This is a genomic window from Natronolimnohabitans innermongolicus JCM 12255 (genome assembly GCF_000337215.1).
Taxonomy (GTDB): Archaea; Halobacteriota; Halobacteria; order Halobacteriales; family Natrialbaceae; genus Natronolimnohabitans; species Natronolimnohabitans innermongolicus.
This window is the reverse complement of record NZ_AOHZ01000011.1, coordinates 39643-65437: the sequence shown is the minus strand read 5'-3', so window position 1 is coordinate 65437 and position 25795 is coordinate 39643. Positions and strand designations below refer to the sequence as shown.

34 protein-coding genes are annotated in these 25795 nt (G+C 65.2%); 20 read left to right on the top strand and 14 right to left on the bottom strand.

Features of this window, described 5'->3' with window-relative positions; genetic code table 11:
* Positions 1-196 precede the first annotated feature (196 nt).
* Positions 197-1081 (top strand): IS1595 family transposase, encoded by an 885-nt coding sequence (locus tag C493_RS02085; protein WP_007257737.1) that lies wholly within the window; start codon positions 197-199, stop codon positions 1079-1081.
* A 171-nt stretch (positions 1082-1252) separates the two neighbouring features.
* Positions 1253-1654: a hypothetical protein gene (locus tag C493_RS02080; protein ID WP_007257736.1), complete on the top strand. Its 402-nt coding sequence runs from the start codon at positions 1253-1255 to the stop codon at positions 1652-1654.
* 400 nt (positions 1655-2054) lie between these two features.
* On the opposite strand, the gene C493_RS02070 is transcribed toward C493_RS02080, so the two are convergent.
* Together C493_RS02070 and C493_RS02065 are read right to left on the bottom strand one after the other, a co-directional pair.
* Positions 2055-3641, bottom strand: coding sequence for a flippase (locus tag C493_RS02070; protein ID WP_083912356.1), 1587 nt, complete (start codon positions 3639-3641; stop codon positions 2055-2057).
* Between the two features lie 142 nt (positions 3642-3783).
* A complete protein-coding gene (locus C493_RS02065) occupies positions 3784-4173 on the bottom strand; it encodes an FxLYD domain-containing protein (RefSeq protein ID WP_007257734.1) in 390 nt (129 codons plus the stop codon).
* Between the two features lie 176 nt (positions 4174-4349).
* On the opposite strand from C493_RS02065, the gene C493_RS02060 reads away from it, so the two are divergent.
* The 3 genes from C493_RS02060 to C493_RS02050 all read left to right on the top strand — a co-directional run bounded on the left by C493_RS02060 (position 4350) and on the right by C493_RS02050 (position 6755).
* Complete coding sequence (locus tag C493_RS02060; protein ID WP_007257733.1) at positions 4350-5279, top strand: sulfide-dependent adenosine diphosphate thiazole synthase; 930 nt, start codon at positions 4350-4352, stop codon at positions 5277-5279.
* A 189-nt stretch (positions 5280-5468) separates the two neighbouring features.
* Positions 5469-6236 carry a DUF7001 family protein gene (locus C493_RS02055; RefSeq protein ID WP_007257732.1) on the top strand — a complete coding sequence of 256 codons (768 nt, stop codon included), beginning with the start codon at positions 5469-5471 and terminating at the stop codon, positions 6234-6236.
* Positions 6237-6332: 96 nt separating this feature from the next.
* A complete protein-coding gene (locus tag C493_RS02050; RefSeq protein WP_007257731.1) occupies positions 6333-6755 on the top strand; it encodes an acyl-CoA thioesterase in 423 nt (140 codons plus the stop codon).
* A 42-nt stretch (positions 6756-6797) separates the two neighbouring features.
* Here C493_RS02050 and C493_RS02045 read toward each other — a convergent pair whose 3' ends face one another.
* The 3 genes from C493_RS02045 to dcd all read right to left on the bottom strand — a co-directional run bounded on the left by C493_RS02045 (position 6798) and on the right by dcd (position 9372).
* Entirely contained in the window at positions 6798-7499 is a 702-nt protein-coding gene (locus C493_RS02045) for a class I SAM-dependent methyltransferase (RefSeq protein WP_007257730.1), read from the bottom strand.
* A gap of 7 nt (positions 7500-7506) precedes the next feature.
* Positions 7507-8406 (bottom strand): thiamine-phosphate synthase family protein, encoded by a 900-nt coding sequence (locus tag C493_RS02040; protein WP_007257729.1) that lies wholly within the window; start codon positions 8404-8406, stop codon positions 7507-7509.
* Between the two features lie 366 nt (positions 8407-8772).
* Positions 8773-9372, bottom strand: a complete 600-nt coding sequence (gene dcd / locus C493_RS02035) for a dCTP deaminase (RefSeq protein WP_007257728.1) — start codon at positions 9370-9372, stop codon at positions 8773-8775.
* A gap of 163 nt (positions 9373-9535) precedes the next feature.
* On the opposite strand from dcd, the gene C493_RS02030 reads away from it, so the two are divergent.
* Positions 9536-10351 (top strand): hypothetical protein, encoded by an 816-nt coding sequence (locus C493_RS02030; protein ID WP_007257727.1) that lies wholly within the window; start codon positions 9536-9538, stop codon positions 10349-10351.
* 78 nt (positions 10352-10429) lie between these two features.
* Here the strand turns inward: C493_RS02030 and C493_RS02025 are convergent, their stop codons facing one another.
* Positions 10430-11032: a DsbA family protein gene (locus C493_RS02025; RefSeq protein WP_007257726.1), complete on the bottom strand. Its 603-nt coding sequence runs from the start codon at positions 11030-11032 to the stop codon at positions 10430-10432.
* A 221-nt stretch (positions 11033-11253) separates the two neighbouring features.
* Here C493_RS02025 and pth2 point away from each other — a divergent pair, with 221 nt between their 5' ends.
* Both pth2 and C493_RS02015 read left to right on the top strand, forming a co-directional pair.
* Entirely contained in the window at positions 11254-11592 is a 339-nt protein-coding gene (gene pth2 / locus C493_RS02020) for a peptidyl-tRNA hydrolase Pth2 (RefSeq protein ID WP_007257725.1), read from the top strand.
* A 97-nt stretch (positions 11593-11689) separates the two neighbouring features.
* Complete coding sequence (locus C493_RS02015; RefSeq protein WP_007257724.1) at positions 11690-11980, top strand: hypothetical protein; 291 nt, start codon at positions 11690-11692, stop codon at positions 11978-11980.
* On the opposite strand, the gene C493_RS02010 is transcribed toward C493_RS02015, so the two are convergent.
* Both C493_RS02010 and C493_RS02005 read right to left on the bottom strand, forming a co-directional pair.
* Positions 11969-12211 carry a hypothetical protein gene (locus C493_RS02010; RefSeq protein ID WP_007257723.1) on the bottom strand — a complete coding sequence of 81 codons (243 nt, stop codon included), beginning with the start codon at positions 12209-12211 and terminating at the stop codon, positions 11969-11971. The two genes, C493_RS02015 and C493_RS02010, sit on opposite strands and share 12 nt — an antisense overlap.
* Positions 12212-12282: 71 nt before the next feature.
* Positions 12283-12522 (bottom strand): hypothetical protein, encoded by a 240-nt coding sequence (locus tag C493_RS02005; protein WP_007257722.1) that lies wholly within the window; start codon positions 12520-12522, stop codon positions 12283-12285.
* Between the two features lie 214 nt (positions 12523-12736).
* Between C493_RS02005 and truD the strand changes: the two genes are divergently transcribed.
* Entirely contained in the window at positions 12737-14089 is a 1353-nt protein-coding gene (truD, locus tag C493_RS02000; RefSeq protein ID WP_007257721.1) for a tRNA pseudouridine(13) synthase TruD, read from the top strand.
* 103 nt (positions 14090-14192) lie between these two features.
* Positions 14193-14492, top strand: coding sequence for a hypothetical protein (locus C493_RS01995; protein ID WP_007257720.1), 300 nt, complete (start codon positions 14193-14195; stop codon positions 14490-14492).
* A 113-nt stretch (positions 14493-14605) separates the two neighbouring features.
* On the opposite strand, the gene C493_RS01990 is transcribed toward C493_RS01995, so the two are convergent.
* Positions 14606-15142: a hypothetical protein gene (locus C493_RS01990; protein ID WP_007257719.1), complete on the bottom strand. Its 537-nt coding sequence runs from the start codon at positions 15140-15142 to the stop codon at positions 14606-14608.
* Between the two features lie 190 nt (positions 15143-15332).
* Here C493_RS01990 and C493_RS01985 point away from each other — a divergent pair, with 190 nt between their 5' ends.
* From C493_RS01985 to C493_RS01950, 8 genes are all read left to right on the top strand, one after another.
* On the top strand, positions 15333-15776 hold the full coding sequence (locus tag C493_RS01985) for a zinc ribbon domain-containing protein (RefSeq protein WP_007257718.1): 444 nt from the start codon (positions 15333-15335) through the stop codon (positions 15774-15776).
* Between the two features lie 71 nt (positions 15777-15847).
* On the top strand, positions 15848-16690 hold the full coding sequence (surE, locus tag C493_RS01980; RefSeq protein WP_007257717.1) for a 5'/3'-nucleotidase SurE: 843 nt from the start codon (positions 15848-15850) through the stop codon (positions 16688-16690).
* Positions 16691-16835: 145 nt separating this feature from the next.
* Positions 16836-17597, top strand: a complete 762-nt coding sequence (locus C493_RS01975) for a DUF2103 domain-containing protein (protein WP_007257716.1) — start codon at positions 16836-16838, stop codon at positions 17595-17597.
* A 135-nt stretch (positions 17598-17732) separates the two neighbouring features.
* Positions 17733-17954 (top strand): hypothetical protein, encoded by a 222-nt coding sequence (locus tag C493_RS01970; protein ID WP_007257715.1) that lies wholly within the window; start codon positions 17733-17735, stop codon positions 17952-17954.
* 42 nt (positions 17955-17996) lie between these two features.
* Positions 17997-18263 (top strand): 50S ribosomal protein L37ae, encoded by a 267-nt coding sequence (locus C493_RS01965; RefSeq protein WP_007257714.1) that lies wholly within the window; start codon positions 17997-17999, stop codon positions 18261-18263.
* 18 nt (positions 18264-18281) lie between these two features.
* The gene (locus C493_RS01960) at positions 18282-18416 is read left to right on the top strand and encodes a DNA-directed RNA polymerase subunit P (protein WP_007257713.1); all 135 of its coding nucleotides are present in this window, start codon (positions 18282-18284) and stop codon (positions 18414-18416) included.
* An 8-nt stretch (positions 18417-18424) separates the two neighbouring features.
* A complete protein-coding gene (locus tag C493_RS01955; RefSeq protein ID WP_007257712.1) occupies positions 18425-18688 on the top strand; it encodes a KEOPS complex subunit Pcc1 in 264 nt (87 codons plus the stop codon).
* 57 nt (positions 18689-18745) lie between these two features.
* On the top strand, positions 18746-19219 hold the full coding sequence (locus C493_RS01950) for a DUF2243 domain-containing protein (protein WP_007257711.1): 474 nt from the start codon (positions 18746-18748) through the stop codon (positions 19217-19219).
* Positions 19220-19275: 56 nt separating this feature from the next.
* On the opposite strand, the gene C493_RS01945 is transcribed toward C493_RS01950, so the two are convergent.
* Positions 19276-20421, bottom strand: coding sequence for an iron transporter (locus tag C493_RS01945; RefSeq protein ID WP_007257710.1), 1146 nt, complete (start codon positions 20419-20421; stop codon positions 19276-19278).
* Positions 20422-20528: 107 nt separating this feature from the next.
* Here C493_RS01945 and C493_RS01940 point away from each other — a divergent pair, with 107 nt between their 5' ends.
* Together C493_RS01940 and C493_RS01935 are read left to right on the top strand one after the other, a co-directional pair.
* The gene (locus C493_RS01940) at positions 20529-20927 is read left to right on the top strand and encodes a prefoldin subunit beta (RefSeq protein ID WP_007257709.1); all 399 of its coding nucleotides are present in this window, start codon (positions 20529-20531) and stop codon (positions 20925-20927) included.
* Positions 20928-21194: a DUF3194 domain-containing protein gene (locus C493_RS01935; RefSeq protein ID WP_007257708.1), complete on the top strand. Its 267-nt coding sequence runs from the start codon at positions 20928-20930 to the stop codon at positions 21192-21194. It begins immediately after the preceding gene.
* Between the two features lie 166 nt (positions 21195-21360).
* On the opposite strand, the gene C493_RS01930 is transcribed toward C493_RS01935, so the two are convergent.
* The 4 genes from C493_RS01930 to C493_RS01915 form a co-directional block, all read right to left on the bottom strand.
* Positions 21361-22014, bottom strand: a complete 654-nt coding sequence (locus tag C493_RS01930; protein WP_007257707.1) for a TetR/AcrR family transcriptional regulator — start codon at positions 22012-22014, stop codon at positions 21361-21363.
* Between the two features lie 98 nt (positions 22015-22112).
* The gene (locus C493_RS01925; protein WP_049889084.1) at positions 22113-24521 is read right to left on the bottom strand and encodes an LUD domain-containing protein; all 2409 of its coding nucleotides are present in this window, start codon (positions 24519-24521) and stop codon (positions 22113-22115) included.
* Between the two features lie 5 nt (positions 24522-24526).
* The gene (locus C493_RS01920; protein ID WP_007257705.1) at positions 24527-25030 is read right to left on the bottom strand and encodes an LUD domain-containing protein; all 504 of its coding nucleotides are present in this window, start codon (positions 25028-25030) and stop codon (positions 24527-24529) included.
* A 134-nt stretch (positions 25031-25164) separates the two neighbouring features.
* The gene (locus tag C493_RS01915) at positions 25165-25716 is read right to left on the bottom strand and encodes a GMP synthase subunit A (protein WP_007257704.1); all 552 of its coding nucleotides are present in this window, start codon (positions 25714-25716) and stop codon (positions 25165-25167) included.
* Positions 25717-25795 lie beyond the last annotated feature (79 nt).

The window sequence follows — 25795 nt, the reverse complement described above, 5'->3', positions numbered from 1 at the left end:
GTGGAACGTTTGTCGTAAAACGCTCTTCTGTAGGAGATTGTTGATACTGGTCAGCTGTCGCTGTGAAATCGAAGAGAGCAAGGACACCGCGTCAGCGGTGTCCGTNCGCTCTTCTGTAGGAGATTGTTGATACTGGTCAGCTGTCGCTGTGAAATCGAAGAGAGCAAGGACACCGCGTCAGCGGTGTCCGTTAGGCATGATTCCGCTAGATGTGTTTGGCTCGGAATCGGTCGCAGCGGACCTGTTGGCGCAGGTTCGCTGGCGTAACGGTGTTACTTGCCCTCGCTGCCGTTCTGACCTAACGGTCAAGAACGGCAGCTATGGTCACTTTCAGCGCTATCTCTGTAAGAATTGCGACCGCACGTTCAACGACAAGACTGGCACAATCTTCGCCCATTCGAAAGTCGCACTCAGAAAGTGGCTGTTCTCGATTTACGCGTTTCTCCGGTTTAACACGAGTCTTCGCCAGCTTCAGCTAGAAATCGACGTTCAGTACAAAACGATCTACCAGCGCGTCGAGCGCTTCACGAAGGCGCTCGCCGCGCCGTCGCTCGATCTCGTTGGTCCCGTCGAAATCGACGAAGTCTACGTTTCTGCAGGGCTGAAAGGCCGCGAGCGCGACCAAGAGTCGCGCTCGCGTGGCCTGTCCACGCGTGGGCGAGGATCGTACGATCAAGACAAACCGCCGGTGTTCACGATCGTCGATCGTGGCACCGGCGATCGATACGTGATCCCAGCGAAATCAGCCGACGAATCGACGATTCGGCTCCTTCTCACAAACCGCGAGAAGGAGCCACTAACCGTCTACACTGACGGATTTCGCGCCTACGATCCATTGGCCGAGGACGACGCATTCGACCGCGAATACGTCGTCCACGGCGACGGCGAATACGCCGACGAAGACGTTCACGTCAACACCTGCGAGAGCCACGGATCGCTGCTGCGACCGTGGCTCTCGCCTCATCGAGGCATCTCAAAAGATAAACTCACACAGTATCTCCGAGCGTTCCAACTTCGACGAAAGTTACTGCGAAAACCAGGGAGAGAAGCGCTCAAACACGCTGTCAAAGCAACGCTGTGAAATCAACAAAGTGCTACACAAGAGCGNAGTTACTGCGAAAACCAGGGAGAGAAGCGCTCAAACACGCTGTCAAAGCAACGCTGTGAAATCAACAAAGTGCTACACAAGAGCGGTCGTAAAAAATACGATCTCGATTCGCATTACAACGAATACGGAGATCTACTACATCTGATGTCCAGCGACATTGAAAAGGAGATGCAGAGCTCTAGAGCATTTCGTTTCCAGGCCCTCCGTAATTTTCAACGCGGAATGTGGATCGCATGCTACTTTTCGCTTGTCGTGATGATGTTCGTCGGGATCGTCTCCGCCTACCCGGAGCCGTTTCTGTGGGCGTCCTCGGTTTTAGGGTTTGAACCGTGGCGCCCAGTGGTACTCGACTCTCAGCTCCCCGTTTGGATTATCTGTCTCGGGTACGCCATCTTGACGTACTCGTTCTGGGAATTAAAGGAGGACTACGAGGAAGAGTTCGTCGAATACCTCTTAGCGGACTTCTTAGTTGCGAACATCGAAATAACTCACGAGGGGAGCGATGGTACAGTTGATCCGCAGCGTCGGTTACAGGAGTACGGATAGTTCACACAGTCGCTCTGTTCCGTTCTCCTTCCCGATCGAGGTCGATTTTATCGAAAACCCAGATCGTTCGTAGCCGATTTTGGCTCCGTAGTTCAGCGTTGATCGTCTCCCCGGTGGAGAGAGACTGAATTTGGCGATCGAGGGTCGAAGAATAGTGTGGACTGGATGCTTCGACTGCGACAGTGAGACCGCGGTTTAGGTCTTTGAGCCAAATATCATCGTTCACGACGTCTTGAACGGTGAATCGGGACTCAACGGTCTCTTCCATGGCCGAAAGTGTACTGCCAATCTACTTGAAAGTTGTTGTACAAGTATGTACACACTCCGTTGCCCTATCGGTGGATAGCAGCTCCCACCGTCCATTTCCACCTGACACTTCGACCGCATACTCACGAGCAGATCACGATCCGATCGGGAGCCACTTGCGAAGCGTCGGGCTGAACTCTGCGGCCATCTGCGCGTCGGCTTCGGTGAACGCGTCGGTGGCGATCAGCGTCCCCGCGTAGACGCCGACGACGACGATCGGCAACAGGGCGGCGATCAGGAGATCCGTCTCGAGCAAGAGGGGAATCGGTGCGCCGGCGATCGTCGCGGGGACGCCGGCGGCGACGATTTTCGCGAAGTCCCGCGTAAACGGGTGGATGCCGTCGAGGTAGTAGACCTCGACGAGCGTGAGCGCGCCGACGAGAAAGAGCGCCGTCGCGGAGCCGATCGCGGCGCCTTCCATGCCGAGAATCGGGACGAGTGCGAACGAGACGACCAGATTGACGCCGAAGAGGACGAGCGTGTTAGCGAAGACGAACCGGGAGTATCCGAGTCCCTGTAACAGCGAGCCGTCGGGGCCGCCGAAGGTGACGTTGAAGAGGAACGCGGCGGCGAGCAAGGCGACGATGGCGGCGGCCTCCGAGTACTGCGGCGTGTAGAGGACGGCGAGGTAGGAGCTCGCGCCCAGCGAGAGGAAGATCGCGACCGGGAGCGTGATGCCGGCGATCCAGCGGGCCATGATCCGGAACCGCTGCTCGACGAGGTCGATGTCGTCGCGCGTCTCGGCGATCAGGGGCTTGAACACCGGCGAGAGGGAGTTGAAAATGATCATCAGTCCCGAGCCGAGCATGTAGCCGACGCGGTAGATGCCGACGTCGTCGGAATCGAGGAAGAAGCCGAGCACGAAGTAGTCGACGTGACCCATCAGGACGAAGACGACGCTGGTCATCGCCAGCGGCACCGAGTACTTCACCATCGGCCCCGGCGCGACGAGTTCGATCTCGGTCGTCAGCAGATCCCAGGCCTTGTAGGTGAAGACGGCTGCGCCGATCGTGATCGCGACGAACAGCCCGACGACGTAGCCGGCGATGAGCCCGAGTAACCCGTAGCCGACCAGCAGGAGGCCCGCGGTGGCGGCGAACCGAACGGTCGGTCGCACGAGGTCGCGCATGATGACCCGATACTGGAGCTTCTTGATGCTGTAGAACGAGGTCAGCAGGACGTTGTAAATCGCCAGCATCGGGATCGTCACCGACAGGAACAGCAAGGCGACCTGCATCGCCGGCTCGTCGAACAGCGCGCCGACCTGCGAGGCGGTGATCGCGAGCGCGAACGCGACCAGCGACGACGTGACGAGCACCGTCGCCGTCACCTGAACGATCACGCCCTTCGCCTTCCCGCGCTCGCCTTCGTCCAGGTACTGCGGGACGAAGTAGTCGATCGCCAGCGGCAGGCCGAGGTTCGCAAACACCTGCATGAACAGGATGACGCTCGTCGCCAGCACGAACAACCCGTAGATACCCGGGCTGACGAACCGCGTCATCAACATCACGATCGCGAAGCCGAACGCGCCGTTGACGACGTTGCCGACGAACGTGATGCTCCCCTGCTTGGCCAGCGTCGAGACGCCTTCGTCTCGGTCGTCGGTGGCGTTCGCAGCGTTCGATCCGGGACCCGGATTCGAACTCGAACCCGCTTCGTCGCTCGGATCCGATTCAGTCATGCGCTCGTCCCCCCTGTACGTATCCGCCGTCCGCTTTCGCTCCTGTTCCCGGTCGCGCGTTTCTCGTCCTCTCGCGACGGATCGGATCGAGCCGCCGTCTCGAGCGAACCACATCCGTCCGCCGGTCGAGTGTTCGCGGCCATCAGACTCCCGTTGCGGGCTCGAGTTCGTACGCGACGACCTCGGCGGCGTCCTCGCCGAAGCGCGGGAATTCGACGTCGAAGGGCCACTCGTCGGCGTCGCTCAGGTCCGCGTCGACGTTCTCGATGACGCTCTCGAGTTCTTCGCCCTCCTCGTCGAAAAACGTCGCTCGAATCTCGAGATAGGAGAGCGTCCGGTCACCGACGTTTCTGGCGACGCCCCAGACGGAGACGCGCTCGTCTTCGGTGCCGGGATCGTCGCGCACGAGATCGCTCCAGACGATTTCGACGTCGCCCGGCTCGGTGATCTCCTCGCCGTTGTCGTCGAGAAACTCGAGGCAGCCCGCAAGCGGCGCGACGGCGGCGACCGCGAGGAAGCCACGACGATACATCTGCCCGAGATAGACCGGCCCGAGCCTTCAGCGTTCGGGTCCCGACCGCAGGCGAGCATCAGATCGATCCATCACGATTAATTTCGAAAATCGGGGAGTAACACGTCTGAAAACTAGCTATTCAGCGGTGTCCGTCACGACAGATTTTTCACCACGTAGTGCTACCACCAAGTTGTATGAGCGAATTCGAACAGTTCAGCGATGTCGGCGAAGCGGACGTCACCCGAGCGATCGGACAGGAGTGGACCGAGGAGTTCATGGACTTCTCGGACAGCGACGTGATCATCGTCGGCGGCGGTCCCTCGGGGCTCACCGCGGCGAAGGAACTCTCCGAGCGCGGCGTCAAGACGATGGTCGTCGAGAAGAACAACTACCTCGGCGGCGGCTTCTGGCTCGGTGGCTTCCTGATGAACAAGGTCACCGTCCGCGACCCAGCCCAGCAGGTACTCGACGAACTCGACGTCTCCTACAAGGAGTCCCAGGACAGCGAGGACCTCTACGTCGCCAACGGCCCCGAGGCCTGTTCCGGCCTCATCAAGGCCGCTTGCGACGCGGGCGCGAAGATGCAGAACATGACCGAGTTCACGGACATCGTCATCCGCGAGGACCACAAGGTTTCGGGGATCGTGATGAACTGGACGCCAGTCCACGCCCTGCCCCGCGAGATCACCTGCGTCGACCCCATCGCCGTCGAGGCTGACCTGGTCATCGACGCGACGGGCCACGACGCGATGGCGATCACGAAACTCGACGAGCGCGGCGTCCTCGACGCGCCCGGCATTCAGGACGCCAAAGAGCGCGGCAAGGTCATGGACCAGACCGACGACGACACCTACGGCGCCCCCGGCCACGACTCGCCCGGCCACGACTCGATGTGGGTCGGCAAGTCCGAGGACGCCGTCGTCGAACACACGGGCCTCGTCCACGACGGCCTGATCGCCACCGGCATGGCCACCGCGACGACCTACGGCCTGCCGCGGATGGGTCCGACCTTCGGCGCCATGCTCGTCTCCGGAAAGCGCGCCGCACAGGTCGCCCTCGACGAACTCGAGGTCGACGCCCCCGAAGTCGAACTCACCTCGAGAGCGGCTCCCGCCGACGACTGATCGACACACTCCTCGATCAACCCCCATAGCCTCAGCCATTTTGGACGCGAGCGCACCGAGCTCCCGTGTTCGCGTCCGTTTCTCACCCTGTTCCAGCAACAGCACACCTCACCACGAGGTACCGGCGATCGTCCCGGTCGAGCGTGGTCGACCGCAAGTGTTTCACCGAGTGGTACGACTAGGTCGTACATGGTCGACACCGTCGTTCTCTACCGCGCACCATCGACCGTCGCCGACGTCGAGGCCGTCCGCGACTGGCTCGAGCCCCGAATCGACGCCGCGGTCTCGGTCCGCGGTCGGTTCCTGGACGCCCACCGAACCGACGACCTCGCCGAACGGTTCGCCGAGGCCCGCGTTCCCTCGCCGTACGATCGCGAGACCGGGAACACGATGCTCGGAACGATCCGCTACGAGGAACGGGCCCTCGAGAACCCCGAACGCGAGGGCGGCGTGCTCTACGACGGCGTCCAAGTACAGCGGGCGTTGAACAGCGCGCTGCCGGCCGACGAACGGCGCCTCGAGACGCTCCACGTCCCGGTTCTGGACCGTGCGATCGGCACCTGGGGGGACCACGACGGCCGCTGGCACAAACGCGTGAACGTCCTCGGTCAGCCCGCGCTGGTGTCGGTGCCGGGGCTGTACGAGGCGCCCGCGAAGCCCGAGGCGTATTACAAGGAAAAGCAGCGCCACGCGCTGCTGTCGGGTGACGCTCCACCGCGGGAGGTCCTCGAGAATCAGGTCGAGGGCGACTTCCTGATCGAGGACGACCCGCGGACGACGGACGCCCTCTACGGCTACGCTCTGCAGGCGGTCCACTACCTCGAGACCGGCGAGGCGTTCTGCGACCGGGAGGAGTGTCGGCTCTTCAACGCCCACTACCACGAGGACCTGTTCGACGCGCAGTTGCGCGAGCCCGCGTTCTGCGACGACCACGCGGCGCTGTACGCGACCGACTGAGCGAAGCGACGCGCGGCGAAACCGGCTGATAACACGTGTCAATCGACTGCCCGAACCGGAGCCCTCTTTTAGCGCAACCGACTCCGACAACGTACAATGAGTGATTCGTTTACCGTCACGGTTCCCGTCCGCTATCGCGACCTCGATCCGCTGGATCACGTCAATCACGCCGTCTACGCGAGCTATCTCGAGACCGCCCGCACCGATTATCTCGAGGAAGTCGTCGACGTCGAAGCCGCAGACATCAACTTCGTCATTGCCAACCTCGAGATCGACTACCGACGACCGATCATAAGCGGCGACGAACCCGAGGTCGCCCTCTGGGTCAGCCGGCTGGGCGACTCGAGTTGCACCATGGAGTACGAGATCCGCGTCGACGAGACGGTCGCGGCGACCGCAGAGACGACGATGGTACACGTCGATCCCGACTCGAAGGGTTCGTCGTCGATTCCCGACGAGATCCGAGACGCCATCGCGGTCTACGAGGGGCTCGAAGCGGAAACGCCGCCGACGGCGTAGCACGCCCGAGTCGACCTTGCTGTCCCCACCCGCCCCTCTTGCTCACTCGAGTCGACCGCCGGTCAGTCGCACGACGCCGAAGACGTGCGTCTCGTCGGCGACGGCGCGCGAGCGCTCGCGGAGGCGTCGGTGGGCGGCGTCGATTTTTCTGTCGAGTCGCAGATGCGGCGCGTTTTCGTAGCGAAGCTTCGTCGTCGGCGGCGTCGAGAGGACGACGATCGCCCGAAAGACGGCGTTGACCGGCGGTGCGTACCACTCGTCGCTGCGGGCCGCGTTCGCGAGGACGACGGTGCCGTCCGGCCCGACGAGGTCGCACCAGTCGTCGACCGCATCCGGCGCGTCCTCGAGCATCCCGACGACGAACGTCGCGAGGAGGGCGTCGACGTCCGACCAGTCCGCGAGCGGCGGCTGCGTCGCGTCGCCGCGAACCACGTGGACGTTGTCGTACTCGGCCGTAAACTCCCGCGCCCGCTCGAGGACGGGCCCCGTAAAGTCGATCCCGATAACCGTCCCTTCAGGGCCGACTTGCTCGCTGAGGTAGGGGAGGTTCGCCCCCGTTCCACAGCCCATTTCGACGACGGTATCGCCGCGCTCGAGTTCGCAGGCCGCGGCGACTCGCCGCCGAAGCGCCGGGATGCCGGGCGTTCGCCGCGCGATGACGTCGTAGAGCGCCGCCCAGCGGCCGTAGAACTCCTGTGCGTTCTCGGGCTTCGTGCTCGGAAGCCGCGATCGGAGATCGCTCATCTCCACCTCAGAGCAGCGAACGCGTGGTGTCCGCGACCGACTCCGCGTCCGGACCCAGGACGTAGATCAGCGGCTCGATTCCCATCCCGCCCGTCTGGTAGAACACCGTCGCCTCCGGGTTCTCCTCGATCGCGGCGCCGACGCTCGAGGCGACGTCGCTCTCCTCGTCGAACTCGACGGTGACGTGGCCCTGCTCGGTTAGCTCGCCGAGCAGGTCGGGATCGTAGGCGATGTTGATCGCCGCCGAGGCGTCCGACCCGTGATCGCGCGCGGCGAGGAGGACCGTCGCGACGTGTTCGGAGACGCCGAACTCGGGTCCCGAGGGAACCGTCGTCTGGCCCTTGACGTCGAAGATTCGGCCCGGAACGCCGGCGACGTCGTCGACGTCGGTCGCATCGGGCGTGCAGGCGACGAGGTTCGAGCCGACCGCCGGGATCAGCGTCGCGAAGCCGCTCGTGTTCTCGAGGATGCGCAGTCCGCGCCGAAGCGACGAGAGGACGCGCTCGCTGGTTCGCAGATCGCTCTCGGGGTCGTGGACGCGAAAGCTCGTGCCGTGGTCGGCGAGTTCGGGAACAGCCTCCTCGTGGAGTTGCGCGAGGAGGTCGCCGCCGGTCTCGAGTTCGCGGATCAGGACTTCGATCTCGATCAAGGCCTGGACGGGCGTCATGTCGCCCGACGCGAGGCCGTCGGCCAGTTCGGCGACGAGCGTTTCGACGCGCTCGTCGTCGACGATGCGATCGTTCGTGGTGACGTCGCCGTGAGCGTACTTCGAGACGGCGCTCTGGCTGATTCCGAGGACGTCCGCGACCTCGCTCTGGGTGAGTCCGCGGTCGCGGAGTTCCCCGGCCAGCAGCGACCGAACCGTCGGGAGGAACTCGTCGACGACGATCTCTTCGACGAATTGCATTACGTTCGCCTACGACCGCCGACGGAATAACTTGTGGGCTCTCGACGTCGTGTCGTGGAGCGTACCCGCAGGGGACCTGGTGGATACCTCGAGCACGCTGTCGGCGCGCTGGGACGCGATTCGCGAGGTCCGCGTGAACGAAGTGAACGCGGGCTCGGAAGGCGCGCGCCTTCCGGTGAACGAGTGAGCGACCGAACGGAGCGAGCGAATCGGTTGCGGAGGACGTGGAATCTCGTGGCGCCACGAGAAGTAGCGGGTGCGCTGTCTCCGTCGGCTATTCACGAGCACACGGCGGTAAGCACCCGTCCGCGACGCCCGGAGTTCGACGCAGTCGATCCCCGGTTCGGAACCGATTGGATTTCGCTCCTACTCGTCCTCGAGTTGGTCGCCGCCGAACTCGTGATCGCTCTGGATTCGGGAGGCTTGCGGGCCGGCCTGATCCTGGTACTTCGAGCCGCGCTCGCTGCCGTAGGGACGTTCGGCCTCGGTTTTGAGCTCCGTGAAAGTCAGCTGCGAGATCCGCATGCCGGGCGTCAACGCGACGGGAGCGGTGCCGAGATTCGACAGCTCGAGGGTAATCTGGCCTCTGTATCCGGGATCGCAAAGACCTGCTGTGGCATGGACTACCACGGCAAGACGCCCCAAAGAAGAGCGGCCCTCAACGTGAGCGATCAGGTCCGCCGGAATCTCGACGCGCTCGTGAGTCGTTCCGAGGACGAAGTCTCCCGGATGCAAGATGAAGTCGTCGTCTCCGTCGACTATCGTCTCGGTGACGTAGTCGTCGACCTCCTGTTCCGAGTTCGGATGGATGCAGGGAATGTTCGTTCGCTGGAACTCGAGGAACTCCCGGCCCAGCCGGAGATCGACGCTCGCGGGCTGGATCTGTAGCTCCGGTTCGTCCAAAGGATCGACGACGAGGTCGCCGTCCTCGAGGCGTGCGAGGATGTCCGCGTCGGAGAGGATCATATCGAAGACGAGCGCGCCACGGGGTCCTAAATCGTCCGATCCGGATTCGGAGTTCGGACTCGAGCCACGACGGATCCGGACGGCAGATGAGGGTCACCGGGATGACGGCGAATTTCGCGTCCGGCCCGAACCGATTTGTACGCTGTCGGTCGAAAGGCATTGTATGGCACGGCAGCAGGAACGGTTCCACGGCGATGCGGGCGTGTTGCACCAGCGGGCGGTCAGAATTCCGCTGCCCGACGAGGACGCCGAGCGGCTCTTCCACAAGAACGTCACGACGATCGTGGCATCACAGGAACGGAAGGCGGACCTGCTTGCCGATCCCGACGTCCCGCTGTTGACGGCCTACGAAGAAGGGCTCGACTACGCAGTCGAGAGCTTCGAACGGCGTCTCAGACAGATCGCGGGCGAAGACTACGAGGAGGTCGCGATGGCGTACTTCCGCGGCGAACGAGAGGACTCGATCGCCGAGGTCACCGCGTACTTCCTCGAGGGGATCTGGCGCATCCAGCAGTGGGCCACCGTCACGGAGATGGTGTACGCACCGTTGTTGGTTCGCTACCCCGACAGCTTCACGCTGAACATTCGCTTCGCGAGCGGGTTCACCGCACCCGGAGCCGTCCACTACGAGTCGCCCGAACACTGCGACGAGGAACTCCCCGACGCGTACCTCGAGCGGTATCACCAGGAGAGCCAGTACTCACAGCGCCGCGCAGCGGAGTATCTGCGATCGGAGACGGAACTCGCTCGCGAGGAGTTTCCCCACCCCGACGAAACGACCTTCGAGGAGCGCAAGTACGGCGGCATACTCACGGCGGGCGGACGGCGCGGCTCGACGTTTTCGGCCCTGTTCGAATCCGTCGACCCCGATCCGGATCGGTTCTCGGAGCCGGCAACCGAGCCGACCCTCGTCGAGGCGGGGCCGGAGGCCAGGCGAACGGAGCGACGGCTCGGACTCGAGAGCGAGATCGTCCACTGAAGCTGTTGTGGCGGTATGACGGCGATACGGCGTCTGACGTGCCGTCGCGCCTCGATCGAATCGACCCCTTCCGTCCCGTTACTCGAGGGCGTCCTCGATCGGCGCGGCGACCTGCTCGAAGGAGAGTTCCTGGAGGGTCACCTGTTCGCCGTCGACGAAAACGGTCGGTGTCCCCTCGACGCCTTCCGACTCCGCGTAGGACCGGTCGTCTTCGATCGTCGACTCGTGTGCCTCGTCTTCGGCGGCCTCGCGAACTGCCGAGCCGTCCGCGCCGACGTCGTCGGCCACCTGCTCGATTACGTCGTAGGAGTAGGCATCGAGGTGTTCGTAGATCTCGGTGGTGAACGTCCAGAAGTCGTCGCTACCCGACTCTTCGAAGACGTCGCGGGCCGCGTTGGCGACCGGCAGCGACCAGTTATCGACCGGAACCGGAAAGTTCCGGTGTTCGTAGCGGATCGTCTCCGGTTCGAGGTACGCCTCCTCGAGTTGCGGCACGATGTCGAGTTTAAAGTCACGACAGTACGGACAGGAGAAGTCTTCGTAGACGGTGACAGTCACGTCCGCGTCCGGATCGCCGGCGACCGGGGCCTCCGGGGGATCGCCACTGCCAAGACAGCCAGCGACGGTACCGAGTCCGGCGACTGCCGCCGTTCCCAGTACCGCGCGTCGCGTGTATCGCATACCGTCGGCTAACGACGCCCGATGCAAATACGTATCGTCCGCGGAACGCGGGCCGATTCATACGGTCTGCTGTAACGATTTACCGGAGCGACCACGCGCCCTCCTGCGGTCGCTCCGTCAATGACTTACAGCAGTCCGTATCAGACGGCGGCGAACACCGGCTGTGTAACTCGCTCTGACGGATCGCCGCCGCTTTATCGATCGGACTCGAGTGTCGGCGTATGAAACAGGCCATCGTCGCGCGAACCGACGTCGGAATGGGACAGGGGAAACTCGCCGCACAGGTCGCACACGCCTCGCTATCGGCCTACGAGAAGGCCGACGACCAGCTCCGCAGCCAGTGGAAACAGGGCGGCCAGAAGAAGGTCGTCCTCAAAGGTGAGAGCGAGCGCCAACTCCACGAACTCTCGGCGATCGCCGACAGCAAGGGAATCCCGAACGCGGTCGTCAAAGACGCCGGTCACACGCAACTCGAGCCCGGCACGGTTACCGCGCTGGCTGTCGGACCAGCGAGCGACGACCGGGTGGACAGCGTAACGGGCGAACTCTCCCTGTTCTGAGACGTACCGGGCCGAACGTCGACAGTCAGCCGACGGTCCCGGATCGCCGGAGTATCGCAAACAGTTATTTGTCTGTGATATCCTACAGTAGAATACAATGACCGTACTCTCCGAGACCGACGAAGGGAAGTTTCTGATGGACGTCCGCGGCGAACAGATCGGAATCGTCACCGAAATCGATCCCATCGAGCAGGTCGCGTACGTTGACCCCGAGCCGAGTCTCACAAACGCGTGGCTCCAGAGCCTCGGCCGCGGCAGCGCGGGCGAAGACGACCTCGAGATTCCGAGCGAGAACGTCGTGACGGTGACGGATTCGGAACTGCGCGTCGACGCCGACCTGAGCAGCGAGGCCGACGAGGACGAAAGCGAGGACCGCTCAGACGAGTAAGAGCGCCGCGCCGACGAGAACGGCCGAGACGACGATCGCACCGACTTTTCCAGCCCGTTCGTTCAGCGGCCCGTCGATACGCGAGAGCGCGAGCACCACGAGCGGCGCGAGGAGGAGTCCGAAGAGGAAACTCGAGTCCGGCAGGTCGCCGGTAGCGAGCGCGACGAGCGCGAGACCGACGGTGAAGCCGATCGCGAGACCGATGGCCTGTCGGATCGCTGTGACGTCCATACCTGACCGTTCGCACGATGCTCAATACGGATTTCGGTAGCGGTTCCGCTCGGACGATCCGAAGCCGACGATCAGCGCCGCCGAACCCGAATCTCCCGATCCGTCACCGCCTCGACGTCGTCGGTATCGAGGACGTACGTCTCCTCGTCCGCATCTCCCCAGCCGAGCGCCGTTTTGATACTATCCGTCACGTCGGGGTTGGGGTTGACGTAGGGCGTCCCCGCATCGACCGATTCAACGATACCGATCCGCTCGCCGTTGGCGTTGACGACCTGTTTTCCCTCGTCGTCGTCCGTGAAGCGCGCGCACATGGACTGACACCGACTGGACAAACGGTCTGAATCACCGTAACTTCGACACATGCGCCTGCGTGCCGCGGGGCTCGCTCGAGTGGCGTCTGTGTCGCGTTCGCCCCTCCGTCGCGTCTGCGTCCCTCTCGTCTCTCGGTCGCACCAGCCTCGAGTCGCCCGGTCGCCCGCGAGAACGAACCGATTTATTCCCGGCGGTCCAACCGCCGGTATCTACATGCGCCCGGCACACCCCACCGAGCAGGCCGTCGGCATGGACCACTACGTCACCGACGCCGACGGCGTCGGCGGCCACCTGCGCGAGGACGACGAGCACTTCCGCGTGCGCGAACTCGAGCGCTTCGACACCGAACCCGTCGACGCGACCACGGACGCCTACCCACATCTCGTCTTTCGGGCGACGCTGTCGGGCTGGGACACGAACGACTTCGCGAGTCGGCTTTCGGACGCGCTCGGCTGCTCTCGAGAGCGGGTCAACTGGGCCGGTACGAAGGACAAGTACGCGGTGACGACGCAGCTGTTCTCGGTCTACGGCGCCGATCCCGGAGACCTGCCGGACGTCGACGGCGCCGACCTCGAGGTGCTCGGTCGCGCCGGCCGATCCCTCGAGTTCGGCGATCTGGCGGGCAACGAGTTCGAACTGGTCGTCAGCGACCCCGACGCGCCCGAAAACGCCCGCGAGATCACGGACGAACTGCACGCGTTCGGCGGGCTCGACTCCGATTCGGACTCGGATGGAGTCTCCGTCGGCGTCCCCAACTTCTTCGGTCAGCAGCGCTTCGGCAGCCGTCGCCCGGTCACTCACGAGGTCGGCCTCGAGATCGTCCGCGGCGACTGGAAGGGCGCGGTGATGGCCTACCTCGGCAACCCGACCGACGCGGAACCCGAGAGCACGCAGGACGCCCGCGAGTTCGTCGAGGAGACCGAAGACTGGCAGGAAGCCATCGAGCGTTTCCCCAACCGGCTCCGGTACGAGCGCTCGCTCTGTCACGGGATGGCCGAAGTCGACGGCGAGCCCGAGCCCGCGGACTTCCGGGCCGCGCTCGAGCGACTCCCCTCGAACCTCCAGCGGCTGTTCGTCCACGCCGCCCAGTCGTACGCGTTCAACCTGATGCTCTCCCGGCGCCTCGAACGGGGGCTGCCGTTCGACGAACCCGTCGAGGGCGACGTCGCCTGTTTTTCCGACACCGACGCACCGGGCGACCTCGAGTTGCCCGACACCGACCGTCTCCAGCGGGTCGACGAGCGCCGGGTGCGGTCGGTCCGGCGCCACTGCGAGCGCGGCCGGGCGTTCGTCACCGCGCCGCTCGTCGGCACCGAGACCGATCTCGCCGACGGCGAACAGGGCGAGATCGAGCGCGAAGTACTCGAGGAACTGGGACTCGAGCAGTCGGACTTCGACCTGCCCGGCGAGTTCCACTCGACCGGCACGCGACGCGCGATCCTCGTCCGGACGCATCTCGGCCTCGAGACGGAGCCGTTGACGCTCGAGTTCGCGCTTCCGAAGGGGTCGTACGCGACGGTGCTCCTGCGAGAGTATCTGAAAGTCGATCCGGTCGACCTTGGCTAACGAGGTATGCGTTTCGCGTGCGATACGTTCACAATAGCTCGTCGAATAGGGGCTGTCGAATGGGGGCCGCGATGAATGGACGCACGACGACTCGTCCACAACGATGATCGGCACGAACGACGACCGCAGTCTCGTCGACTGGCGAAAACGCACGGTCGACGGCGAGACGGTGTACGAACTCGAGTACGACGAACCGATTTCGGAGCCGGCGGGACCCTCCCCGTGGCTGTTCGGCGCCAGCTCCGGCGGGACCGTTCCGGAACGGGAACAGGAGATCTGCCTCCCCGACGGCGAGCGTATTCCGGCGAGCGACGCCGTCTTCGAGGCCGACGGGACGACGCTTCGGATCCGTCGCGAGTCGTCGCTACGGGCTCGAGTGGGGCGGTATCTGCCGTTTTTCTAGCTGTGTTACCGGTTGTCCGAGTCGAGACTCTCATACGGTTTGCTGTCCGTCAGTTCCGGCGCACCCGCGACCCGGGCGGCGGTTGCGCCGATACATCGGGACAGCAATCCGTATCAGCCGGCGTAGTCCCGGATCACCGCACCGAAGCCCGCGGCGCCGATACACAGCGAGAGCAGGCCGCCGATCCCGGTCAGCGCGAGCGCGCCGCTGATCGTGGCGGCGACGAGCAGTGCCGGGAGCCAGCTGCCCGTCCGACCGATCAGCCGGTCGGCGATCGCGAGGTACGCGATTGCAGCGCCGATCGCCCACAACAGGTACGCCAGCAACATCAGCGGTAGGACGACCAGAATGCCGACGATCGTGATGACGAGCGCGAGGATCAAGAGGCCGAGGCCGAACAGCGAGACGATCCCGTAACCGAAAGACTCGACGGGCTCGGCAGCGATAGCCGCCATCAGCCGCTCGACGTAGTCGGGCGCGAGCGCGATCATGATGGCACCGACGACCAGCACGGTCGCGAACGAGCCGATAGCACCGCCGAAAAGGCCATCGCCGGTACTGACGTCGATATCCACGCCGGGATCAGTCTGTGCGACCGCTGTCAGCAGGCCGAACGATGCCGGGTCGACAGCGGTTGCGAGTTCGAGCACTGGCGGGCGGTACACCACCGGGAGCCAAACCGCTATCTCCGGGGAGCGACGCTCCGAAGTGAACCGGGTGCCCCGATCGTCGCGGTGGTGTTCGGTGATTGAGTCGATCGCTTCCGGGCGGATCGTCTCGAGTCAGACAGTTTAAGCGGCCTGACTGCTGACTTTTGGTCTCTCGAGTACTAATCGCCGCATGCGAAGTACGGATCTGCAACGACGAATCGACGACCTCGTGGCCGAGGGCTGGACGATCGAAGACGAGGACCGCGACCGCGTAGTGATGGTCGACCGCGAGTTCGGCTCCGTCGGATCGCACGTCCTCGTCGCGCTACTTACGATCTGGTGGACGATGGGGATCGGCAACCTCCTCTGGGCCGCCTACAACTACGTCTCGAACTCGCGGCGGACGGTGCTCTGGGAGGACCTGGCCGTCTGTCCGTCCTGTGGCGCCGACGTCAACGACGCGGCCGACTACTGTCACGTTTGTGGCGACGACCTCGAGGGGACGTCTCGAGGGACGTCGGTCGGCACCGGGAGCGACGCGATCGCCTGTCCCGAGTGCGAGGCCGTCGTCTCCGAGGGGTCGCGGTACTGTCGCGCCTGTGGAGCGAAACTGGCCGAAGCGATACCGACGTGAGCGAGTAAGCGTCATGCAGAATACATTCAGAATAGATACTCGTATCCACCGCGAGCCCTAACCCTGCTGGTATGCACGCGGACGATCAGCCAGAAATCCTCCTGACGAACGACGACGGGATCGACGCGCCGGGCATTCGGGCGCTGTACGACGCGCTCACCGAGGTCGCTTCGGTCACCGTTATCGCCCCCGACAGCAATCAGAGCGCGGTCGGGCGCTCGCTCTCTTACGGGCGCACGGTCTCGGAGGGCGACGACCTCGAACTGACGACCAGCATGGCCGACGGGATGTTCACCTCGCCGGTTCCCCACGTCGACCACGAACTGGGCTACGCCGTCCGCGGCACCCCCTGTGACTGCGCCATCGTCGGCGTCAACGCCCTCGAGACCGATCCCGACCTCGTCGTCTCGGGCTGTAACGCCGGCGCGAACCTCGGCGCCTACGTCTTCTCGCGCTCGGGGACCGTCAGCGCCGCCATGGAGGCCGCCTTCCTCGACACGCCGTCGATCGCCGTTTCGATGGACACGCTCGGCCTCGAGGGCGACCTCGAGCCGGCAGACTTCGAGCGCGCGGGCGAGGTCGCCGCCGAACTCGTCCGGGAGACGCCAGACACCGGCCTCTTCGATCGGATCGACTACCTGAACGTCAACGTCCCTCGACCGGACGTCGAGGCCGTCGGCTACGAGCTCACCCGCCCGACGGAGGTCTACGAGATGGACGCCGCGATGGAAGACGGCGGCTTCCAGCTGACCAACCGCCTCTGGCAGCAGATGGCCAACCGGGACATCCCCGACCCCGAGGATACGGACCGTCACGCCCTGCTCGAGGGCAACGTCTCGATTTCGCCGATGCGCGTGCCCTACGAGGTCGTCCAGACCGAGGCCGTCGAGACGATTCTCGAGAAGGTTTTCTGACGGACTCGAGGGTTTCGACGCCGAGTCCGACGACGCGAACGACCTCGAGGGTCCGAGGAGCGGTCGCGGTTCGCAACTCGGGGCGCCACCCACCGTCCGAAAACGCGCGGGTTTTACACCTCCCCCGACAATCACGGTCTAGGCTATGGAGTGTCGTCACTGCGCCTCGCCGCTCGAGAAACCCGGCGACTTCTGTCTCGTCTGCCGGGAGTCGAACACGGCGGCGATCGTCCTCGAGGCGGGGCGCGAGCGGGCGACGATTACGATGCTCGCGCCCGAGCCGGAAGACGGCGAGGCGCCCGCGGCGGCCGCCCGAGACGACGACCCCGTGCTCGGGCGGACGACGATCACGACGACGCCCGAGGAGGGTGAGAACGAACCCGTCGAACTCCGGAACTTTGCGGGGCTGATCGGCGACGAGATCCGACGCAAGCGCCCCGAGGAAGTCTACGCCGGCGGCGAGCGCGTCGTCATTCAGGCCGTCCGCGACGACGTCCACCACCCCTTCTACCGCGTCGCCGACGAGGAGCCCGTCGAGGACGTCCTCGAGCGCCGCGGCAACCGCGCTCTCGAGGTGGTCGAGACGCCGCCCGCGGAGAAGATCGGCGGCAGCCACACCACCCTCATCGGCGGCCGAACGGGAATGCGGGCGATCCACACCGTCGCGGACCACCCTCACGTCAAGAAGGTCATTCCGGGCCCCATCGACGCCGGCGGCAAGGGATCCCAATCCGGCCTCCGGGCGAAGGTCACCCGTGCCGACGACGGCGGCAACGTTCGCATGCTCCTCCGGGACGGCTCGAGCGTCCAGGAGAACCGCGTCGTGACGACGGCCTACGATCGCGAGATGGGCGAGCGCATCCGTGAGGACCTGAACGACGTATTGTCCAACGCGGAGTTCCAGTAACGGTCGGTTCGCCGGATCGGATCGCCGTCGCTCTCGACCACTTCCCCGCAAGTATTGTCTCCGACCGATGGAAGTGACACTGCCTGCTGGTTGTCAGCCCCTTATCCGACCGGAGGTAATGAGATATAATTAGCCATGCTCGAGCGAGCCGACGCCGTCCTGGCTGCGATTCCGATGCTCGCGCTCAGTGGGCTCGTCCTCCGAACGGCCATCGCAGCGACGGGAATCGGCACGGGGCTACTCGCCGCTCCGCTGGCTCCCGCCGGCCCGGTCGCTGCGCTCGCGTTCGTCTTCCGAGAACTCCTGACCGGCCCGGTCGCCGAACGGGCCGAGCGGGTCGACGACGAAGCGACGTAACTCAACAGGTTTAAGAATCCGCTAGCGATAGTTAGCCCTACTATGGCCGATAAAGGAAAAGTCGGTAGCGCGGGCCGCTTCGGCGCTCGCTACGGTCGCGTTGCCCGACGCCGCGTCAGTGAGATCGAAGACGACATGCAAAACGCCGAGGTCGACGGCGACTCCGTCACCCGCGTCGGCACCGGCATCTGGAAGAACGAAGAGACCGGCGAGGTCTTCACCGGCGGCGCCTACCGCCCACAGACTCCCGCCGGCCGCACCGTCACGCGCTCGATTCGCGCCGCCCTCTCCGAGGACGAGGACGAATAACACCCCTTTCGATCCAGTATGAGTTACAAGTGCTCTCGCTGTAAACGCGACGTCCAGCTCGACGAGTACGGTGGCGTCCGCTGTCCCTACTGCGGCCACCGCGTCCTCCTGAAAGAGCGCAGCCGCGACGTCAAGGAAGTCGGCGTCAACTAAGCCCGCGCGTGTCTTCTCACGACGCGACTCTCGAGTTCGACTACGAGACGCCGTCTCGAGCTCGACTCGTCGCCGACAGCGTCACCCGCGAGATCGGCGAGATCGACGACGAGCGCTCGCGGACGACGATCGACCGCGAGGGTGCGTCCGTCCGGATCGAGATCGACGCCGCGGACGTGATCGCGCTGCGAGCGGCACTGAACACGTGGGTTACGCTGATCGACGTCGCCGAACGAACGGCCGAGGCTGGCGACGCAACACTCGAGTTTTGAGGGCGCCGGTGCAGTCGCCGGTTCGTGACTTTTGACGCTCGCCGTCTTCGAATCCGTATGGCGACGAGGACCGACGCGCGGAACCGACTCCTGCTCGCGGCCGGGACGATCGGCTTCGGCTTCGGCGCGGTCATCGACACCGTGATCTTTCACCTGACGCTCCAGACGCATCACCTCTTGTCGGGATTCTACGATCCCTACAGCCTCGATGGACACCAGACGAACGTCATGTTCGACGGGCTGTTTCTGCTGGCCATGCTCACCGTCATGGCCGTCGGCTTCGGGCTGCTCTGGCGGCTCGTCAACGGCACCGACCGTCGGTTCTCGACGACGTATCTCGTCGGCGCCATCGTCGTCGGAATGGGCGTCTTCAACGTCATCGACGGCGTCGTCAGCCACTACGTGCTCGACCTGCACAACGTGGTCCACGGCACCGAGGCGTGGAATCCACACTGGCTCGTCGTGAGCGTCCTCATGCTCGCTCTGGGGCTGTGGATCCTGCGCGCAGCCGACGGATACACGTCGATGTGAGACGTCGCCGACTGTCGACTACCACCTGCCACCCGCCGACCGTCGAGCGATCCGACTCAGAACGCTTCGAGTCCGATCGTCACGCTATCCGCCTCGAGAAAGGCCGTCTCGTACCCCTCGTGACGCGAGAGCTGTGGCGGCGTCTCGAGGTCGATTCGCAGTTCGTCGCCGCGCTCGAGGAGGGTCGGCTCGACGGGGGTTCGGTAGTGGTGACCGACCCGGGGACCGACCGTCTCGGAGAGCGATCCGCCGGCGATTCGCTCACCCGCTCGAGAGACCGTCGCTGAGAGGGAGGCGAACGGAAGCGGATACCGATTGTAGGCGGTGCGCGCCGTCACGACGAGCGCAGGGTCGGAGTCGTCGCCAATTTCGGCCGTTTCGGCGTTGCCGTCGGTCGCTTCGAAACGCACCGCGGTGTAGTCGACGTCGCCGCTCGTCGCGGATCCGACTCGAGTCGCGGCGTCGTGCTCGTGGTCCGACTCGTTCGATTCGGGGCCGTGGTCGTCGTGCTCGCCGTGGTCGTCGTGCTCGCCGTGGTCTCCGTGCTCGTACCCCATCGGCTCGAGCGCCCTACGTTCGCCGCGACCCTCGTCTTCGTCGAACAGCCGCCGCCCGAGCCCCTCGATTTCGGCGGCTTCGAACTCGAACTCGAGTTCGACGGTCGCCGATTCCGAGAGTTCGCCAGCGCTCGGGCCGCGTACGTCCGCGCTCGCCGCGCCGACGTCGATCGTCGCTCCGTACGTGCCGTCGCCGTCGAGCGGGACGTTGTCGCCGTAGTGGGCGCCCATCGGCTGCGAGAGCATCGGCCAGAGCGTCCGCTCGTCGGCCCAGTCGCCCTCGCGAACCTCGAGCGTCGTCGTGACCGGTGCCGGGAGAAACGCCCCCGTTTCGGCGTCGCGGACGTCGACCATCAGATGGACCGCGTGTGGCGATCGGACGCCCGCTCGCGTTCGCTCGCCGTCGGCGACGACCCAGAAGGAGTGCGGACGCGTCGCCATCAGCGACAGTTCGCGGCCGGCTGCGGTCGCCGTTCCGTACGCCACCATCTCGTCGGCGTGAGACGGGATGTAGACGCCGCCGGGTGGGTCGACGACGAGTTCGCGCCAGGCGTCGTCCCGGCGAAGGCTCTCGAGGTCGAGACAGCCGGCCGACAATCCCGCGAGCGCCGAGCCGCCGACGGCCAGCGCCGTCCGCCGTCGCATACCCCTGCCCACGCGGTCGGCGTCGAAAGCCGTCCGGGCTGCGCTCGCCGGCCGCCTGATCGACGACAAAGCTTGGCTTTATCAGTCCGGAGGGCGACGGTCGAGATATGCAGGGTAATCTGCCGCCGGAAGCACAAGAGAAAATCGAACAGCTTCAGGATCTTCAGGAGACGGCCCAGCAGGTCGCCGTCCAGAAACAGGAGGCCGAATCGAGCCTGACCGAAGCCGAGAACGCCCTCGAGGAACTCGAGGAGATCGACGAGGACACCCAGATGTACCGCAAGGTCGGCGAACTTCTCGTCGAGACCGGGTACGATCAGGCCGAGGAAGACCTAGACGACAAGGTCGACTCGCTCGAGATCCGACTCGAGACGCTCGAGAAGCAGGAAGACCGCGTGCAGGATCAGTTCGAGAGCCTGCAGGGCGAACTCGAGGACCTGCTCGGCGGCGGTGGCGGCATGGGCGGTCCAGCCGGCCCAGGCGGTCCGGGCGCCGGCGGCGCGTAAATGCCGACCGACGAACCGACTGACGACGAGGTCGTACAGACGGCCTCGGACGCCGCGGAAGGGCTGATCTTCTCGCGGTACAAGCAGTCGGACGTTCGCGACTGCGACGTTACCGTCACCTTCGAGGAGGGCGTCCTCGAGGTCGACGTCTATCTGAACGTCCCCGACGCCGAGGACGGTCCCGGCCCCGGTCCGGAGGAGGTCGCCGACGCCGCCGCGCGAACCGCACGCGAGGCGGTCGACGAACTGTTCGAGGAGCGGGCGTAGTCACCACGGATCCACGGGACGGATCCCACGGCGGACGGTTCTTCACGTCGTTTCCGCGTCGAACAGCCGGCAGCTCGCCGACCGAGACGACGGCCGCCTCCTCCGCTTGCTCTTCTTTTCCCACCTCGCTTCGTCGTCGGAGTCAACGACGCCACGTACGCTTCTGTCAGTCGGAGTTGCCTCCCTCGAGAGTGATCGTCGCCAGATAGGCGTCGAGTTGGTCCCGAACCGCGGCCATCCACTCGCGATCGGCCGACGTCCTTCCGAGCAGCGACGCTCCCTCGAGGACGACGTACAGCGTCGCGGCGACGGCGGCGGGGTCGACGTCCCTGAACGTGCCCTCGTCGATCCCCTCGCGGACCAGCGCTGCGAGGCGCTCTCTGATCATCGCGTCGAGTTGCTGGAAGCGGGTCCGATACCGCGGGTCGGTGAGGGCCCGCGACCGCATCTCGAGGTAGACACGATCGACGTCGGTCGCGTCGTCGCCGTCCGAATCCGATCGTTCGCCGTCGACGTCGCCGAACAACGCGAGGTCGAGGAGCCGTTCGACCGCCGTTAGCGCGTCGTCGGTCTCGCCACCGACGAGCGAAACGTACCGCTCGAGGTAGGCAATCGTCAGTTCCGAGGCGAACTCGAGTGCGAGTTCGTCTTTGTTCTCGAAGTGGTGGTAGATGGTCGACTTGCTCAGGTCGGCCTCGTCGGCGATCCGCTTGATCGACAACGCGGCGTAGCCGTCCTCGTAAACGACGCGATACGTTGCCCGGAAAATGGCGTCTCGGCCGTCAGCCGACCCGTCGAACGGCGTTGCGGGCGCGTCCATACCGACCGAACGTTCGATCGGTCCGTATAGCTGCTGCCGGCGATTGCGTCCGTCGTTCGGGCGGTCCGACTCGTCCCGTCTCGAGCGAGTTCATCCACTTACCGCTCGGGTGCTATCATCTCGATCGGGTGAGGAACGTCTCGCTCGAGCAGACCCTCGAGCTGGTCGCCACAGGAGGTTCCGGAGGCGACGACCGTCTCGGCGTCTTCGAACTCCGTCGCCAGGCGCTCGCCGACGTCGACGCTCAACTCGTAGTACTCGCGCTTGTAGCCGAACGAGCCCGCCATGCCACAGCACTCGGCGGTCGACGTCCGCAGTTCGTAGCCACAGCGCTCGAGAAGGGCCGTCGTCGGCGCCTCGAGGCCGAGCGTGCGCTGCTGGCAGTGTGAGTGGTAGGCGATGGGATCGCCGCGATCGCCGCGGTCGTCGCTCTCAGCCAGCGCGGCGGACGTCGACAGCGCGGTCGGATCGCCGCCGTTCTCGAGCAGTCCGTAGACGTACTCGCAGACCTCGTAGCTGTGCTCTCGCAGTCGTTCGAAGGAGCGTTCGGGCAGGAACCGTTCGTACTCCCGCTGGAACGCCGCCAGATCGGAGGGCTCGATCACGACCAGATCGCGGCCGGCGTCGAGATCCTCCGCGACGGCGCCGTAGAGCGCGCTCGCGCGCTCGTCGGCCGTCGCGACCATCCCCTGGGACAGCGGCGCCCGACCGCTCTCGGGGAGGTCGGGAACGCGAACCGGGATTCCGAGGGCCTCGAGCGTCCGGACAGCGGCTTTCCCGCGGTCCGTATCGACGTAGTTCGTGTAGACGTCCGGGTAGAGAACGGCCTCGCGGTCGACGTCGGCGGCGTCGCCGCGACTCGCGGCCCGGTCGGCTCGGCGTCTCGAAGCAGCCTCGCCGCCTCGCTTCTCGAACCAGTCGACGAGGCACTCGCGCTGGAAGGTCGGCAGGTCGCGGCGGCGGTCGATGCCGAGAGTGCGCTCGAGCAGGTCGCGCACGGGGCCGGCGTCGGCGAGCCAGTTCGAGACGGGCGCCGTCGCGCTGCCGAGCTTTGCGACGGTGCCGATGTTGCCGAAGAACCGCTTTCCGGGGTCGAGGCCGCCGGTTTCGGCGTTCGGCGTGAGCCCGTCGACGAGGGCGTCGTACGCTTCTGGTTCGGCGTCGCGGTTGATGCGATCCCTGACGACGGTGTTGATCCACGGAATGTCGATCTTTACCGGACAGGCGTCGACGCAGCGGCTACAGCCGGTACAGAGGTCGTTAAACTCGGCCGCGGAATCCTGTCCGTGGACGCCGGCCTCCCAGCCCGTGGCGATACCCCCGGAGTAGGTTTCGCCGCCGAACCCGTGGCCGCCGACGGACTGGAAGTTCGCACACGAGTTCGAGCACGCGCCACAGCGGATGCAGTACAGCGTCTCACGTAACTGGTCGTCCTCGCGCATCGCCGTTCGACCGTTGTCGAGCAAGACGAGGTGGAACTCGCGGTCGTCCCCGTCCTCGTCTTCGTCCTCGAGTTCGGCGATCGGCTCGTCGGACGCAAAGTCGAGCGTCGGCGACTCGACGGGCGGCGTCAGCAGTGTCACGTACTGCGAGATCGGTTGGCCCGTTGCGCTCTTGGCGATGAGGTCGACGAACGGCTCGAGGTCCCGGACGGTCGGGAGCAACTTCTCGACGCCGGCGACCGTGACGTGGGTGTCAGGGGTCACCGCGCACTTGCGGGCGTTCCCCTCGTTCGTGATCAGCGTGAGCGTCCCGCTCTCGGCGACGACGAAGTTCGCGCCGGTGATCCCGATGTCGGCCTCGCGGATGCGCTCGCCGAGGTAGTCGCGGGCGAAGCGGGTCAACTCCTCGGCCGTCTCGAACGGCTCGTCGGGGTCGAATCGCTCGGTGAACAGGTCCGCGATCTCCGCCCGGCTCAGGTGCATCGCCGGGCCGACGATGTGGGAGGGGGTGTCGTCGGCGACCTGCAGAACCCACTCGCCGAGGTCGGTCTCGTAGACGTCGGCGCCCTCGCGTTCCAGAGTGTCGTTGAGATCGATCTCCTCCGTAGTCATCGACTTCGATTTGACGACCGTCGGCCCGCTCGCGCCGGTTGCGTCGGTCGCGTCGCTCGTGGCCTCGGTGGTTCCGCCGGCGCTTTCGCCGCCAGCATCCTCGACCACGTTCGCGACGTACTCGTTTGCGTCCGCAGCGTCCTCGGCGACGTAGACCGTCCCGCCGTTTGCCTCGACCGCCTCGCGGACGGTCTCGATCAGCTCCGGAAGCCGTTCGATCGCGTCCTCCTTGATCGCCCGCGCTTTCGTTCGCAGTTCCTCGAGGTCGTCGGTCTCCTCGTAGACCTGCGCCCGTCGGACGTTCGAGACGCTCGCCTGGGCGTGAACGGCTTCGCCCTCGGTCTCGAGGAGGTGTCGGATGCGCGCGGCAGCCTCCTCGCGGTCGCGGTCCCGGGTGCGCGGTTGCGTTCGCGATGCGTGTGGATCTGAGTGTGAGTTGGCTCGCTCTGCCATCGCGATCACCGGTCCTCCAGAACGATCACGTGTACCGCTCCGGGGCCGTGGACGCCGTGTACGAGGTCGCCCATGTCCGCGGTCGCGCTGCGGCCGGTTGCGAAGACGAGGCTCTTCGCGCCGCGGAGGTGACCCTCGAGGCGTTCGAATGCAGCCCCGAGATCCGGGACGACGTCGCTGGCGGCGACGACGGCGACGTGGAAGTCCGGATAGAGCGCGACCGGTTCGTCGCCGTCGGGTCGGGATTCGATCGCGACGGTTCCGTACTCGGCGATGCCGAAACTGGCCGGCGTGACGCCCGTTTCCGCGGCCGCGAGTTCGGCCGCCGTCGGCTCGGTGGTCACCCCATCGGGCTGTGAGACGCCGTCGTAGGGAAGTTCGGTGCCGACGGCGGGCGCTTCGAGTATCGATGCGATCCGCTCGCTCGCATCGGCCGCAGCGACGCGCTCGAATCCGACCTCGAGGTCGGAGAGCGCGCGTTCGAATCGGCCGACCGTATCGGTTGCCATTGACACACGCATCTATGTGGACGGTGAATACTCTGGTGGTCAGACGTGACGGTGAGACCGCGGCGTGGCCGAGTCGGCAGCCGAACGTTGCGGCGAAAGATAACGATTGGCGGTGCGCGTCTCTGTCGCGAGACCTACTGTTCGCAGATCTCGAGGAAGTTCTCGAAGATCTCCTCGCCTTCCTCGGTGTGGGCGACCTCGGGGTGCCACTGGACGCCGTAGAGGTCGCGGTCGGTGTCGCTCATCGCCTCGACGTCGCAGACGTCGCTGCTGGCCGTCAACTCGAAGCCCTCGGGGAGCTCTTTGACCTCGTCGGCGTGGCTCGCCCAGACGCGGGTTTCCGGGTGGAGCGAGCCGGTCAGCGGGTCGTTTTCGTCTTCGATTTCGACCGTCACGTCGGCGTAGCCGCCGTAGTCGCCGCCGCCGACGCGCCCGCCCAGTTCGTCGGCGATCAGTTGCATCCCGAGGCAGATGCCGAGGACCGGAACGCCGGCCTCGAGGTAGTCGGCGGAGTGTCCAATTCGGTCCATGTCGGGGCCGCCGGAGAGGACGACGCCGTCCGCGTCGACCTCCTCGGGCGGTGTCTCGTTGTCGATCAACTCGGTGTCGACGCCGAGGTCGCGAAGCGCCCGGCGTTCGAGGTGGGTGAACTGTCCGTGGTTGTCCACCACGACGATTTTCGTCATTGACGGTGCCTAGCCAGTCACTCGGTAAAAACGGTCCGGAAACCGTACTCCAGGCGAGTCGCCTCGAGTCCCGTACAGA

Bases quoted from the DNA above. Each gene is read 5' to 3' on its own strand.
- C493_RS02040 (WP_007257729.1), bottom strand. From the start codon at position 8,406: ATGCAATTCGTCGAAGAGATCGTCGTCGACGAGTTCCTCCCGACGGTT.
- C493_RS01960 (WP_007257713.1), top strand. From the start codon at position 18,282: ATGAGTTACAAGTGCTCTCGCTGTAAACGCGACGTCCAGCTCGACGAG.
- C493_RS01950 (WP_007257711.1), top strand. From the start codon at position 18,746: ATGGCGACGAGGACCGACGCGCGGAACCGACTCCTGCTCGCGGCCGGG.
- C493_RS01940 (WP_007257709.1), top strand. From the start codon at position 20,529: ATGCAGGGTAATCTGCCGCCGGAAGCACAAGAGAAAATCGAACAGCTT.
- C493_RS02085 (WP_007257737.1), top strand. From the start codon at position 197: ATGATTCCGCTAGATGTGTTTGGCTCGGAATCGGTCGCAGCGGACCTG.
- C493_RS01945 (WP_007257710.1), bottom strand. From the start codon at position 20,421: ATGCGACGGCGGACGGCGCTGGCCGTCGGCGGCTCGGCGCTCGCGGGA.
- C493_RS01975 (WP_007257716.1), top strand. From the start codon at position 16,836: ATGGAGTGTCGTCACTGCGCCTCGCCGCTCGAGAAACCCGGCGACTTC.
- C493_RS01935 (WP_007257708.1), top strand. From the start codon at position 20,928: ATGCCGACCGACGAACCGACTGACGACGAGGTCGTACAGACGGCCTCG.
- dcd (WP_007257728.1), bottom strand. From the start codon at position 9,372: ATGATCCTCTCCGACGCGGACATCCTCGCACGCCTCGAGGACGGCGAC.
- C493_RS01995 (WP_007257720.1), top strand. From the start codon at position 14,193: ATGATCGGCACGAACGACGACCGCAGTCTCGTCGACTGGCGAAAACGC.
- pth2 (WP_007257725.1), top strand. From the start codon at position 11,254: ATGAAACAGGCCATCGTCGCGCGAACCGACGTCGGAATGGGACAGGGG.
- C493_RS01920 (WP_007257705.1), bottom strand. From the start codon at position 25,030: ATGGCAACCGATACGGTCGGCCGATTCGAACGCGCGCTCTCCGACCTC.
- C493_RS02010 (WP_007257723.1), bottom strand. From the start codon at position 12,211: ATGGACGTCACAGCGATCCGACAGGCCATCGGTCTCGCGATCGGCTTC.
- C493_RS02050 (WP_007257731.1), top strand. From the start codon at position 6,333: ATGAGTGATTCGTTTACCGTCACGGTTCCCGTCCGCTATCGCGACCTC.
- C493_RS02015 (WP_007257724.1), top strand. From the start codon at position 11,690: ATGACCGTACTCTCCGAGACCGACGAAGGGAAGTTTCTGATGGACGTC.
- C493_RS02070 (WP_083912356.1), bottom strand. From the start codon at position 3,641: ATGACTGAATCGGATCCGAGCGACGAAGCGGGTTCGAGTTCGAATCCG.
- C493_RS02030 (WP_007257727.1), top strand. From the start codon at position 9,536: ATGGCACGGCAGCAGGAACGGTTCCACGGCGATGCGGGCGTGTTGCAC.
- C493_RS02065 (WP_007257734.1), bottom strand. From the start codon at position 4,173: ATGTATCGTCGTGGCTTCCTCGCGGTCGCCGCCGTCGCGCCGCTTGCG.
- C493_RS01915 (WP_007257704.1), bottom strand. From the start codon at position 25,716: ATGACGAAAATCGTCGTGGTGGACAACCACGGACAGTTCACCCACCTC.
- C493_RS02055 (WP_007257732.1), top strand. From the start codon at position 5,469: ATGGTCGACACCGTCGTTCTCTACCGCGCACCATCGACCGTCGCCGAC.
- C493_RS01930 (WP_007257707.1), bottom strand. From the start codon at position 22,014: ATGGACGCGCCCGCAACGCCGTTCGACGGGTCGGCTGACGGCCGAGAC.
- C493_RS01985 (WP_007257718.1), top strand. From the start codon at position 15,333: ATGCGAAGTACGGATCTGCAACGACGAATCGACGACCTCGTGGCCGAG.
- C493_RS02060 (WP_007257733.1), top strand. From the start codon at position 4,350: ATGAGCGAATTCGAACAGTTCAGCGATGTCGGCGAAGCGGACGTCACC.
- C493_RS01965 (WP_007257714.1), top strand. From the start codon at position 17,997: ATGGCCGATAAAGGAAAAGTCGGTAGCGCGGGCCGCTTCGGCGCTCGC.
- truD (WP_007257721.1), top strand. From the start codon at position 12,737: ATGCGCCCGGCACACCCCACCGAGCAGGCCGTCGGCATGGACCACTAC.
- C493_RS01970 (WP_007257715.1), top strand. From the start codon at position 17,733: ATGCTCGAGCGAGCCGACGCCGTCCTGGCTGCGATTCCGATGCTCGCG.
- C493_RS02045 (WP_007257730.1), bottom strand. From the start codon at position 7,499: ATGAGCGATCTCCGATCGCGGCTTCCGAGCACGAAGCCCGAGAACGCA.
- C493_RS02080 (WP_007257736.1), top strand. From the start codon at position 1,253: ATGTCCAGCGACATTGAAAAGGAGATGCAGAGCTCTAGAGCATTTCGT.
- C493_RS02005 (WP_007257722.1), bottom strand. From the start codon at position 12,522: ATGTGCGCGCGCTTCACGGACGACGACGAGGGAAAACAGGTCGTCAAC.
- C493_RS01925 (WP_049889084.1), bottom strand. From the start codon at position 24,521: ATGGCAGAGCGAGCCAACTCACACTCAGATCCACACGCATCGCGAACG.
- C493_RS02025 (WP_007257726.1), bottom strand. From the start codon at position 11,032: ATGCGATACACGCGACGCGCGGTACTGGGAACGGCGGCAGTCGCCGGA.
- surE (WP_007257717.1), top strand. From the start codon at position 15,848: ATGCACGCGGACGATCAGCCAGAAATCCTCCTGACGAACGACGACGGG.